The organism is Runella zeae DSM 19591 (genome assembly GCF_000423565.1).
GTDB classification, from domain to species: Bacteria; Bacteroidota; Bacteroidia; order Cytophagales; family Spirosomataceae; genus Runella; species Runella zeae.
On the sequence record NZ_KE384038.1, the window covers coordinates 469,078 to 481,629 of the forward strand.

Consider the following 12,552-nt stretch of genomic DNA (forward strand, 5'->3'; position numbering starts at 1 on the left):
ATCAATATATTAGAGTCTCCAGTAAGTTATTTTGCTGTCGTTATTTTGGTACATTCCTTTCAAATCCATAAGGATAGGGGTACCATTCATGATAGATTTGAAATAATCGATAGTAAGTTCTTTATAATGCTGATGTCCTACTGATACAATCACGGCGTCGTATTGGTCAGAAGGGCTATCCATTAAGGTAAGGCCATATTCATGAGCGACTTCATTGGGAGAAGCGTAGGGATCTACCAAATGGACATTAATTGAAAAACTCATCAATTCTTTTACCAGATCAGCCACTTTAGAGTTGCGGATGTCCGATACATTTTCTTTGAAGGTTACCCCCATGACTAGTACTTTGGCATTTTGTGGGCTTTTTCCTTTCTGAATAAGCATTTGTACAAGCCTTTTGGCGATAAAGCCGGGCATACTGTCATTGATGCGACGGCCACTATGGATAACCTGCGGATCGTATCCAATTTTTTTGGCTTTGTATAAAAGATAGTAAGGATCTACACCTATACAATGCCCACCTACCAGCCCTGGATAGAGCTTAATAAAATTCCACTTGGTACTTGCGGCATCAATTACATCTTTGGTATCGATTCCCATTTTATCAAAAATAATCGCCAATTCATTCATAAGCGATATGTTGAGGTCTCTTTGGGTATTTTCGATCACTTTTGCGGCTTCAGCTACTTTGATAGTGGGTGCTTTATAAATACCAGCCGTAATGATTTGACCATATACAGCTGCAATTTCAGCTAGTGCTTCTTGGTCATTTCCTGAAACTATTTTCAGGATTTTATCAATAGTACGTTCTTTATCGCCGGGGTTTATACGCTCAGGCGAATAACCTATTTTAAAGTCTACTCCAGCTTTTAGGTTTGATTCTTTTTCTAAAACAGGAAGACAATCTTCTTCTGTACAGCCGGGATAAACGGTAGATTCGAAAACGACATAGTCTCCTTTTTTAAGGACTTTACCGATGGTTTGTGAAGCTTTTAGGAGAGGTTTGAGGTCAGGAACTTTGTAATCGTCTACGGGAGTAGGGACAGCTACTACAAAAAAGTGAGCTTGTTTTAAAACTTCCGTGTCGGAAGTGAAAGTAATATTCTTATTAATAAAAGCCAACGAATCTAATTCATGGGAAGGATCCTGTCCTTGCTGCATCATGGCGATACGCTGTTGATTGATATCAAACCCAATGACGTCAAAGTATTTGGCAAACTCCAATGCGATAGGCAATCCTACATATCCTAAACCGATGACTGCTATTTTGTTTTCTTTGTTAAGGAGCTTTAGGTACATTTTTTTGTTTAATCAGGCTATAAAAGTAGGGTGAGTACCAAATGAAAAGACCTTGACGCTCATGCCAAGGTCTTTTCATTATATTTTACCATTAAGTATTAAGGCATCAATTTTAATTCTACGCGGCGGTTTTTCTTGAGACCTTCCACGGTACCGTTGTCAGCGATTGGTTTAAATGAACCATAAGCATCGACTACTATACGGTTTGGATCTTTCAAACCTGCTTGGCTGAGGTATTGCTTCACTGCATTGACACGACGCTCAGAAAGGGCTACGTTGTAGCGGTCAGAGGCGCGGCGGTCAGCGTGGCCAGCCATTTGTAGACGGCACTGAGTTTTATTCATCAATTCTACTACTTTATTCAACAAGTCGTAGAACTCAGGCTTGATGATAGCTTTGTCGGTATCAAAGAGTACGTTTGCAAAGATTTCGGTACAAGCCATGCCTGGAAGGGCATCTTTTACGTACTTATCGAAGTCAATTCTCTGACCAGCACCACTTACGATACTACCTGCTGGAGTGTTTGGTTCTTTATCAAAATAGTCAGACACACCGTCATTATCACTATCTATCAACAAGCGTGGGTCGATTTCTTTGGGCTTGTTGGCTTTAGCGATAGAGTCAATTTCAGCCAAAGAAAGGATTTTTGGTGGTTTTACTAACAATTTAGGATCTGTATATCTCAAATGATAAAATCCTTTTCCAGCATCAAGCGCATTGAAATCATAAGCCCATTTGCCATTTTTCTTTTGAACTTTAAGAGGGTTTTTACCCAATTTATAAGTCAAACTAACAGCCAAAAATCCGTATTTGTCAAGAGCGGAGTTTCCTTTTGGAGTACCTAGGAAACTGTTAGGGGTTCCTCCTTCGTAAAGACGTCCACCTTCACTACCGTCATAAATAGCTGAGGGGTCTCCACCTACAGTAGCGTCCAATTTTTCAGTATTGACGTTGTTGAGGCGGAAGTCCAATCCTAGGTCTAAGTTTTTGGTAAGTTCGTAAGACACATTAAATCCAACCGGAATCACCCATTCTTGGGTATAAGCAGAAGCTTTTTTGTTTAGCTCTGTGGTATTGTTACGCAAGCTAGGAGAGTCGTCTGAACGGCGTTGAATTCGACCCGACCCTAACGAGTAAGCCGTTGATCTAAACCAGATTTGCCCAGCACCTCCATAAATATCCATTTTCCAACGTTTCATTTTGGTAGGCCCAAAAAGCAACCCTTTTATGTTGACAGTTGCGGCTACATCTGCTTGGAAATAGTTCGCATTAAAGTATGATTGATAGAGGCGGCGCTTCATACCTTTGAGATTACCACCTCCCACATCCAATCGTGCTCCAAAAAGGTAGGTGAGTTGTTTTCCTAGCGATAAACCAACATGCATGGTTCCGCGTTCTGAACGGCTGTCGAAATTGTTAGTACCTACGGGCCAAAAATCGTACTGCCGCAAGTCTCCATAAAACTGGCTTGCACCCACATAGGCACTCAAAGACCAAGTGTTCAGCTTGTAAGGACCTTCATAGGGAGCCTTAGGGTTGTACTGTGCTTGTGATTCAAGCGCACATGTTCCCAACAGTAAAAGTGTGACAAGCAGAGATACTTTTTTCATAATAAACCTTTTTGGTGATTTTGAATAAGGGGGATACATTTCACTCTATACTATAAATTCTATCTACTTCTTCGCAAAAATAGTCGTTCCTGACCATATTCGCCAACAAAAGTAGAGATTCAATTTTTATTTCAAAAATCTTTTGCTCACTAAAGAAAATTCTTTTCCCTTAACTTTCAAAGCCGCTGGGTAATTTTTTTCAAAATCGCGTTTTTCCAAGAATTGAAAGAGCCTGCCAAGATTTGCTCACGAGCTTGCCCTACTAGCCATAGATAAAACGTTAAATTGTGGATACTAGCTATCTGTGCTCCAAGTATTTCCTCAGCCTTGAGCAGATGCCGTAAGTAAGCTTTTGAATAAAAACTACTCACGTACCCTCCTAAACTTTCATCAATAGGACTCAAGTCAGCTTTCCACTTTTCATTTCGAATATTGACTACACCTTCGGTTGTATAAAGAATTCCATGACGAGCGTTGCGAGTGGGGAGTACACAGTCAAACATGTCGATTCCCAATGCAATGCTTTCAAGTATGTTTTCGGGAGTTCCCACGCCCATGAGGTATCGGGGCTTATCTACCGGCAAAATATCACATACCAATTCTGTCATCTCGTACATATCTTCGGCGGGCTCCCCTACCGATAGTCCACCTATGGCATTGCCCTCTCTACCCATACTTGCGATGGTCTCAGCGGATTGTTTCCTAAGGTCTTTGTAAGTACTCCCTTGTACAATCGGAAACAGAGTTTGTTGATAACCGTAATGAGGTAAGGTATTATCAAAACGCTCACAACAACGCTTCAACCATCGGTGTGTTAATTCCATAGACTGACGTGCGTACGAAAAGTCACATGGGTAGGGGGTACATTCGTCAAAAGCCATGATAATATCCGCCCCAATTTTACGCTGGATATCCATGATATTTTCGGGGGTAAAAAAGTGACTGGACCCGTCGATATGCGATTTAAACTTGACTCCTTCTTCGGTAATTTTGCGTCCTGTCCCGGCCAAAGAATAGACCTGATAGCCACCGCTATCGGTCAAAAGAGGTTTGTCCCAGCCGTTGAATTTATGCAATCCACCCGCTTTTTCCAAAACATCTAAACCTGGCCTTAGGTAAAGATGGTAAGTATTTCCTAGAATAATTTGAGCTTTTATGTCTTCTTTGAGTTCTCGCTGATGAACTGCCTTGACCGTACCAGCAGTGCCTACTGGCATAAAAATAGGGGTTTGAATAGTGCCGTGGTCGGTTTGGAGAGTACCTGCTCGGGCTTTGGTGAGGACGTCTTTATGGGTGATTTCAAATGTCATTAAGATACAGTAGATTGGATGTGGCTGTGAAGCCGTAAACGAATTAAAATCAAAAAATAGTATTTGCTTTCGCCGTTTTAATCAAAAAATATTTGCAAAAATAGTGAGCTTCATCAGTTTATCTAGTTTTGAACATCTACTATCACAAAATCACCTGCTATATTTGCGAACTTTTTGATGTTGCATGGCTCTATTTTACTCTATCGATTGGTTTTCTTCTCCTGCTTTAAATGTTTTACTAGCGCTTTTTATAGCTGCTGTAATCGTACAGTTATATTTCATTCTCTTCGTTTTTACAAAGATATTATGGAGGCCCTCCGCAGCTCCCCCAAAAAAATGGGCCGGAGTAAGTATTATTGTGTGCGCTCACAATGAAGCCCACAACCTTAAGGAGTTGCTGCCGATGCTTGATGAGCAAGATTATCCAGATTATGAGGTGATTGTGATGAATGATCGCTCTTGGGATGGTACCGAAGAATGGGCCGAAACCTCCGCCGTAGCTTTTCGTCATGTACACTTTATGCACATTGATAAAGAGTATGACCATGTGACTCCCAAAAAATATGCACTTACAACCGGAATAAGACATGCCAAGCATGACATCGTTTTACTCACCGATGCCGATTGCCGTCCTACCACCGATCAGTGGCTCAAAGGAATGGTAGAGTGCCTAGCAGCAGATAAAGAAATTGTGCTGGGTTTTTCTCCTTACGAAAAACATGGGGGTTTTTTGAACCTATTGATTAGGTTCGAAACCTTCTATACAGCAGTACAATACCTATCTTTTGCTTTGGCCGGAAGACCCTACATGGGAGTGGGACGGAATTTGTTGTATCGAAAAAAAACTTTTTTGAACAATAAAGGATTTTATAGTCATTTGAAAGTAACTGGAGGCGACGATGATTTGTTAATGAACGAAATTGCCAACAAAACCAACACGGCTGTGTGTCTCAATCCAGATGCTTTTATGGTTTCAATCCCAAAGAAAACGTGGAAAGAGTGGTATCGTCAGAAGAAGAGACATTTGTCGGTAAGTAAGCATTATAAAATTCATCATAAAATCAGGCTGGCATGCTTATCGGCGTCTCAAGTGCTTAGTTGGGTATTGGGATTGGTTATTTTTTCGTTAGGAATTGTATGGTATCCTGCCTCATTGGGATATTTGATTATAGCAGGGAGCGCATTTTTGTTACGTTTGCTTAGTTTATGGATTGTGCTAGGCTTGGCTTCCCGAAAACTATACAAAACCGTGGGATGGTTCAGCATTCCTTTTCTTGATTGGGTATTGTTTGTTTACTATATCACAATGGGAATAGTGATGTGGAGCAATCGCCGCAAAAAAGTACGCTGGCGCTAGGTGGCCTGATTTTTTTAATAATTTATACATAACGAGTAACTTGTGCAAAAGAAAAGCACGTCAATTATAGAATGGAAATCATAGAAAAATATTTTCCCCAACTTACTCCTACGCAAAAAGCACAATTTGGGGAGTTGGGCGAACTGTACGCTTACTGGAATGCCCAAATCAACGTAATTTCGCGCCAAGACGTCGAAAATCTATACGAGCGGCATGTGTTACATTCATTAAGTATTGCCAAAGTGGTAAAGTTTAGGGAATTTGCGAGTATTTTAGATGTAGGTACGGGAGGAGGTTTTCCAGGGATTCCTTTGGCTATAATGTTTCCTGAAGCCGAATTTCATTTGGTGGATAGCATTGGAAAAAAAATCAAAGTAGTGGAGGAGGTTTCCAAAGCCTTAGGACTAGCCAATCTAAGAGCCCAGCACTGCCGTGCGGAGCAAGCTGATGGTACCTATGATTTTGTGGTCACTAGAGCAGTAGCCCGAATCACCCCTTTGTCAGGTTGGGTACGCCACAAAATAAGTCCAAATCATGTACATACTTTAAGAAATGGTATTTTGGCGTTAAAAGGGGGAGATTTGGAAGAAGAAATGGCTGAGTTGAAGCGTAAGTATCGGATTTTTGAACTTTATGAGTTTTTTGAAGAAGAGTTTTTCGAAACAAAAAAGGTAGTACATGTACCCTTGAGTAATTAGATATATCAACAAACAAATTTAATCATACATAACAATGAACGAAATATTCAAATCAAGTAGCATAAAAGATCCTGTACGTCCCAATGAGGTTCATTTGACGGAAAAAGGAGTTAGCTTTAAGCTAAAAAAGTTGATTGGAGGCACAGAGCAGTTTGTATTTTACAGTGATATTTCAGGAGTAGAGATTGACAGTGGTATGTTTTTTGCCACGATTCGGGTGATTCCTCGTGCTCGTCCTGAGATTGTCATTGAAAACTTTTCAAAGGGAGATGCGCAACGTATCAAAGAATTGATTTTACAACGTGTGTAATTTCTCTCATTTTGAGTAAGTTAATGAAAGTACGTCTAAGAAAAATGATTTTTTTTGAAAAAAGTCTTGCTTGTAATTAATTTAACTGATACTTTTGCACCACCAAAATCGGAAACGATAGCGGTGGCCTCAAAATCCCGAATAGCTCAGTCGGTTAGAGCATCTGACTGTTAATCAGAGGGTCGCTGGTTCGAGCCCAGCTTCGGGAGCAGACTACTTAGAATGGGACTGATAAACCGCGTTTTTGCGCGGTTTTTTTGCGTTATAGACTTCTGCAATAGCCTACTAGCTTTATAAATTGCTCACCTGCAATTGGGTATGTTTACATACAAATTCACATACACACCCAAAAGTCTTCACATACACAAATTACCGCTAAATAAATTGTTGCCTCTTTATTCTATATACTATAAGAACAGGAAAGGAATTTGCTAGTGACTCCATTTTTAATTTATGTTTCACTTACAAATCCTTCTTATGAAAAAAGGACAATGTTTAAAGTTAATTTTCAGCTACGCTACAAGCGTAGGGGCAAAATGGTAGATTATACTATGCCCGCCAGTATTGTGTTCTTTGTAAATATCAATGGCTTACTGTCCACTCCTCGAAGTACGGGTATCAAGGTACTAAAGGATAATTGGGACAATAACGCTCAAAAAATCATTGGTAGCTCAGAAGATGTTCAACTTAAAAACAGGCGTCTCTATAAGATTAAATCTGACTTAGACGCCCTTGAGCAGGAATTGTCGATCACTACAGAGTATCTCACTTCTCAGCACTTGATAGATGTTTACGTTGGGAAAAAGCAAAAGAACTTAACCGTTCTAAAGGCATTTGACGACTTACTTGAATATCTACAAAATCCAGATACGGTCGAAGAAGCCCTAAAGCCCAAGTCATATGCTAAATGGGTACGAGCTAGAGAGCTTGTAGAAGATTTTTTGATTTCTCAGAAGCAAATCAATTTAGCTGTAATTCATTTTACCCTACCAGTGGCGGAACGGTATCGTAGATTCCTGACGGTGAAGTACAAGTTTGGTAAAGATCATACGAGCCGAAATATTAGTTATTTGTCTACGGCTTTCCAACGAGCCAAAAAACAAGGTCTTGTTGCTATAAACCCTATTTTTGACGTAGAACTACCTCGAAATCGACCCAAGAAACCAGAGCCATTGCACATCCTAGAACTTCAAAGGTTGATTGATTTTCGTTCGGAAGATATGTGGCTTCAGTACAGCGCAGATATTGCCATTTTTCTGTGTTTTACGGGGCTAGACTATTGCGACTATGTGCGTTTCGACTCCGAAAAACATTTAGTAGAAATCGAAGGGATAAAGGCCATCAGGTTGACCCGCCAAAAACTGTATCGTAAGGGAAACGTTCCAGAACCTGTTACGATACCACTTTTACCCGAAGCGGCGAGTATTTTAGGGAAATACGATTATAACCTTCCGCTTCTTAAGTATGACACCATCCGCAAGCAACTCAAAATCATCATGAGCAACATTCGGGTCAAGAAGAATATTACCCTAAAGAATCTACGAAAAACTTGTGGCACGTACCTACTGAACAAGGGTGTGAAGTTGGAAGTAATTAGGGATGTTTTGGGGCATGACACGATTGCCATGACGGAAAAAATATACACGATTGTTTATCCCGAAACAATCATCAAAGAATTTGAGAAGTTGTTGAAAATAGGATAAAAAACTCTCTCAACTTATGAAAAACTCTACATTATACTATCCTTTATTTCTATCCTAAAAATTACCGTTTGCTCAATTTATATTATAAACAAGTGACTTTATATAATCAGAATCGTCAATCAATTTATAACACATAACCACAAATAACCATGAATAGAAGCCCCTTGCATATTATAATTTTTGTTTTTGGAGTTTTGCTACTGTCTTGCTCTAATGAGCCAAAATTGGACTACGCAAGCCGAATAGCTGGCAACTATCAATATCTTAAAAATGAATATAGTTGGAGTTTAAGCGCCAATCTAAAAACCCAAATAGATATAACGCTTACTAGGATTAATCACACCACTCTAAAGATGAACATTGCGAGTAGTGTTGATGCATGGGATGATATTAACAAACGTATTGTAAAGATTTATTCGACAACTACTTTCACCAATGTAAAAACTAAAAGCTATACCAATTTTTCGATTGATGAGACCACAGAGAATAATATTTCTATTTCTACCAAGCCTGTGCAATATGCCTTTAAAGGAGAAGGTAATCTGACCTCCGACAATAAGTTGCAATTATCGCTAGTGGGAACATCAAACAACGAAACCGAAACGGTAGTAATAGAGCTTGAAAAAAAATGATAGCAAAACACGTCTCGATGTTTTGTCCAGGCGTAGGTCGACATGACTATTTTGCTATCAAAATAAACTACCCCTACTCTGCCCAACAAACGACGGTTTGTTGGGCAAGTTTTTGATGGGAGCAAATAGATTGTTTTTTGTGTTACATTTTGCATATTTTCTTGTCTAAAAATCAATGCACAATATACCCTACTTTCAATATGATTTTTGGATATGCACGGGTCTCTACCAAAGACCAAAACCTCGACTCTCAACTTGATGCCCTTCAAAAAGCGGGTTGTGAAAAAATCTTCATGGAAAAGGAATCAGGGGCTAAAGACGACCGCCCCGAAAGACAACGTATGCTTGACCAACTCCGAGCAGGTGATACGGTGATTGTGTATAAACTAGACCGCTTTAGCCGTTCTATGATTGACCTCATCCAAAAGGCCGAAGAACTTCGCCAAAGAGATATAGCCTTTGTGAGCCTTACCGATGGCATTGCTACCAATACGCCCACTGGCAAAATGCAGTTCAATGTTTTTGCCGCTTTTGCCGAATTTCAACGTGACATTATCAGGGAGAACACCAAGGCAGGATTGGCGGCGGCACGAGCGCGAGGCCGCACGGGAGGCCGAAAGCAAAAACTAACCCCTAAGCAAGAGAAAGAAATCCATACGCTATATGCCAAGGGGGATATATCCGTGACTCAGATTGCCACTGCCTACAGTGTGCATAGAAACACCATTTACAACATTGTGGGCAAAAAAAATAAAAAATGATAACAAAATCCCTCTCGATGTTCTGCCCAGACGTGGGGCCGTAGAAGTATTTTGCTATCATTTTAAATCGGCCTTTTTGCGGCTCCTGTGATGATCAGTGCAATGGCGACTTTAATTTGATAGCAAAAATCGTTTCTCAGGAATGCAAACTTTGCAAGTCGACCTTAAAATTTGCTATCAAATTAACTATATACAGGATTACTGCTAACATTATACCGCTTGGCGTAGTGGTGGATTTCGGAGCACAAAACTGTCAATACACTATCCCGAAAGCTTTCGGGATTGATGCGAGGCAGAATGTTCAAGTAACCATTTCACCGGTCATTGAGCCAAACGCCTGCTATTGGTTCGGCTTTCTTTTCTACACATTTTTATGAAGTTCTATTTCTGGCATTTCGTCCCAAGTCTTGCCTTCCAAAAGTCTACCTGTTTTCTTCTTGTTTGTCCCACCCCATTGCTTGAAGAAAAATGCAACGTCTGCATCTAGACATTGATTTTTTATGTCTGATACCCATTCTTCTTTCATAGGTCTCGGCTTTCGTCCACTTTCTCCACCAACTATTACCCAATCTATACCTGTCAAATTCATATTGGAAATTGCTCCAATCAATGGCTCACAAGAAAGGAATTTAACTCTAGCTCCTGTCTCACGAAGCAAATCAATTCTTTGAGTTGCTTTATTGTTCTCTACTGAAACTCCCATCCAAATGTTATGTGTCCAATCCAACCATCCTTCACTGTCATAATATCTTAAAATGTCCGCTCTCTTAGTCAATACCTGAAAAACGTGTTGTGGATTTTCTTTCATTACTTTAAATACTTTCCTAATAAATTCAATTGGGACGTCTTTGTGAAATAGGTCGCTCATAGAGTTTACAAAAACGACTTTTGGCTTTTTCCAAGTGTAAGGAGTTTGTAATTCATCTTCGTGAATGGTTATTTCAAAATTGTTTTTGTATTTCTCAACACCCATCGCTTGTAAACGCTTTGACATAACTTCTGCATAACAAAATTTACATCCTGCCGAAATCTTGTCACATCCCGTTGTTGGGTTCCAAGTCATTTCAGTCCATTCTATGCTTGATTGTGCCATTGTATATGAGTTTTATTTGTGTTATTACTGAATCTGCTTTACAGACTTTACTTGATAAATTTAACTTGCATTTGTCTATTTTCTTTTCTGAAATAAGTTTATTTATTACCTTTCTAATATGAGCAGGGATAAATCCATTTGTCAGAGCGTATAGATAAATTTCGCGGTCAGTTGTTAGCTCACGATTAAGTATTTTACGCTCTAGTTCACTTTCAAATAGTTCGACTTTCTTAGGTTTACGAACTTCTCCTGAAAATAAGTCATACTGCCCTTGTATTATTCTGTCATCATCAATATCAAAATTTGCTGTACCCCTTTCTGGGTCAATGTTCCAACAAGTAGTCAAAAATTTTTCAATTCCTAATACGTGCCCACTACCGAAGATTAAACCATAAACTCCTGCATTTTTTTTAAGTGAGAAAGGAGCTAAATAGTATTGTTTAGCTGGTGGGATTAAGTTTTTATAATAATCTAGAATTAGTCCGTGAATTTTGTGATAAGGTGTTTTTTCTACTTCTTCAGGATTAAGTTTAATGTGCTGTGCGATGTTTGGATGTTCACTAAATCTTTTTATAGTTGATGAAGAAATAAAAAAAAGGAAGTCTGTTGTTTTTAGTTCAATAATTTTCTTGAAAACTTCTTCGCTAATATGCTTTACACCGTTTTGGTCAAGAAAAAGAAGGTTTGCACAGCTTTTTTGAGCCATACTAGGAAATTGTTTGTCAAAAGCTTCTTTAAAATCTAAACTTTCTATAGTAATGGAATAAGGTCTTAAATCATCTTCTTCAATTCTTTTTTCAAGTTTTTCTTTTTTAGCTTTACTATATTCGTTTAGGTATAGATTAACATTCAGTCTTTTGTTAATGATATTGTCAAAATATGGAGTTAATTCATCCCTTATTATCATTGGTGTTCCTTTTTGACCTTTTGAATCATAACCCGGACCGGCAAAGAAATCATAAATATTTATTGTCCTCCAAATAACTTCTTTTTTGGCTAAAAAAACAGGTAACCATTCTTTAAGGTAGTCTTCAAATATTGAAAGCTTTGCTTTTGTGCCTTCGTCAAAGGGTTTTTTATGAATGTCTTTTGCCATTTATTTTGTATTGTCTTTCTTTACGAAGTGTGAGCGATAACGGTTTACGGCTTGGCGTTTGTAGCGGATTAGAAGCACAAATGTTTAAATTTGTACAAAAGTTTAATTGAAAAGCTAATGCTCAAATTTGCACTTCCGCCGCCATAACGCCAAACCGATGTTGTGCGTTTGGCACAATTTAGAGTTTATTTTATTTCTTTGGTTTCGGAGTCGATTTAGATGGTTTTAATGATGGTGTATTTCCAGGTGTTTCTTTGTTATCACGCTGACGTTTGTCTGGTTTTCCTGTTGAATCTGCGATTCTTTTTGGTCCGGGTTTAAGTGGCATAATCTTGTTTTTTAATTGTTTATTAATTATTAGAGTTGTTTTCTTGTTGATTACTAACAAGTTATCTTTTTCTTAAAGTCGATTTTGAAGTTCCAAAGGCCTGCGCATAATTCAATACTTTCATCAAATTTTTCCTTAGATTTTCCTCTATACTTGTTAATTAAAATATGATAACGTTTTATTCCTGCAATTGCATTTTCTACAAAAACTCGCTTTTTACTAATAGACTTGTTGTAGTTTTTTTGCTCTAATGTTAAGCTTGGATAAGGATTTTTTTTGCTTTTTTTGGGCTTTTTAAATGGAATCTTTAAAGACAAAAATTTGTATTCTTTCTGAATACCAAGATAACCTAAAT

At 38.7% G+C, this 12,552-nt stretch carries 12 protein-coding genes and 1 tRNA gene; 7 read left to right on the plus strand and 6 right to left on the minus strand.

Going from position 1 to position 12,552, the window contains the following annotated elements:
• Nucleotides 1–9: 9 nt before the first annotated feature.
• From G563_RS0124650 to tgt, 3 genes are all read right to left on the minus strand, one after another.
• On the minus strand, nucleotides 10–1,299 hold the full coding sequence (locus G563_RS0124650; protein WP_028667680.1) for a nucleotide sugar dehydrogenase: 1,290 nt from the start codon (nucleotides 1,297–1,299) through the stop codon (nucleotides 10–12).
• A 98-nt stretch (nucleotides 1,300–1,397) separates the two neighbouring features.
• Complete coding sequence (locus G563_RS0124655) at nucleotides 1,398–2,909, minus strand: OmpA family protein (RefSeq protein WP_028667681.1); 1,512 nt, start codon at nucleotides 2,907–2,909, stop codon at nucleotides 1,398–1,400.
• 176 nt (nucleotides 2,910–3,085) lie between these two features.
• The gene (tgt, locus tag G563_RS0124660) at nucleotides 3,086–4,219 is read right to left on the minus strand and encodes a tRNA guanosine(34) transglycosylase Tgt (protein ID WP_028667682.1); all 1,134 of its coding nucleotides are present in this window, start codon (nucleotides 4,217–4,219) and stop codon (nucleotides 3,086–3,088) included.
• Between the two features lie 184 nt (nucleotides 4,220–4,403).
• On the opposite strand from tgt, the gene G563_RS0124665 reads away from it, so the two are divergent.
• The 7 genes from G563_RS0124665 to G563_RS0124700 all read left to right on the plus strand — a co-directional run bounded on the left by G563_RS0124665 (nucleotide 4,404) and on the right by G563_RS0124700 (nucleotide 9,680).
• Entirely contained in the window at nucleotides 4,404–5,576 is a 1,173-nt protein-coding gene (locus G563_RS0124665) for a glycosyltransferase (protein ID WP_028667683.1), read from the plus strand.
• Nucleotides 5,577–5,647: 71 nt separating this feature from the next.
• A complete protein-coding gene (gene rsmG / locus G563_RS0124670; protein WP_028667684.1) occupies nucleotides 5,648–6,274 on the plus strand; it encodes a 16S rRNA (guanine(527)-N(7))-methyltransferase RsmG in 627 nt (208 codons plus the stop codon).
• A 34-nt stretch (nucleotides 6,275–6,308) separates the two neighbouring features.
• A complete protein-coding gene (locus G563_RS0124675) occupies nucleotides 6,309–6,584 on the plus strand; it encodes a PH domain-containing protein (protein WP_028667685.1) in 276 nt (91 codons plus the stop codon).
• Nucleotides 6,585–6,719: 135 nt separating this feature from the next.
• Nucleotides 6,720–6,793, plus strand: a tRNA-Asn gene (locus tag G563_RS0124680).
• 282 nt (nucleotides 6,794–7,075) lie between these two features.
• Nucleotides 7,076–8,287 carry a tyrosine-type recombinase/integrase gene (locus G563_RS0124690; protein ID WP_028667686.1) on the plus strand — a complete coding sequence of 404 codons (1,212 nt, stop codon included), beginning with the start codon at nucleotides 7,076–7,078 and terminating at the stop codon, nucleotides 8,285–8,287.
• Between the two features lie 149 nt (nucleotides 8,288–8,436).
• A complete protein-coding gene (locus G563_RS0124695) occupies nucleotides 8,437–8,919 on the plus strand; it encodes a hypothetical protein (RefSeq protein ID WP_028667687.1) in 483 nt (160 codons plus the stop codon).
• 200 nt (nucleotides 8,920–9,119) lie between these two features.
• Nucleotides 9,120–9,680: a recombinase family protein gene (locus tag G563_RS0124700; RefSeq protein WP_028667688.1), complete on the plus strand. Its 561-nt coding sequence runs from the start codon at nucleotides 9,120–9,122 to the stop codon at nucleotides 9,678–9,680.
• A 361-nt stretch (nucleotides 9,681–10,041) separates the two neighbouring features.
• Here the strand turns inward: G563_RS0124700 and G563_RS0124710 are convergent, their stop codons facing one another.
• The 3 genes from G563_RS0124710 to G563_RS35800 all read right to left on the minus strand — a co-directional run.
• Entirely contained in the window at nucleotides 10,042–10,773 is a 732-nt protein-coding gene (locus G563_RS0124710; RefSeq protein WP_028667690.1) for a DUF5131 family protein, read from the minus strand.
• Nucleotides 10,745–11,869: a three-Cys-motif partner protein TcmP gene (gene tcmP / locus G563_RS35790; RefSeq protein ID WP_051211181.1), complete on the minus strand. Its 1,125-nt coding sequence runs from the start codon at nucleotides 11,867–11,869 to the stop codon at nucleotides 10,745–10,747. The genes G563_RS0124710 and tcmP overlap by 29 nt, the downstream gene beginning before the upstream one ends.
• A 381-nt stretch (nucleotides 11,870–12,250) precedes the next feature.
• Nucleotides 12,251–12,552 (minus strand): transposase family protein (locus tag G563_RS35800; protein WP_037328023.1); only part of this gene is annotated, 302 nt, incomplete at its 5' end.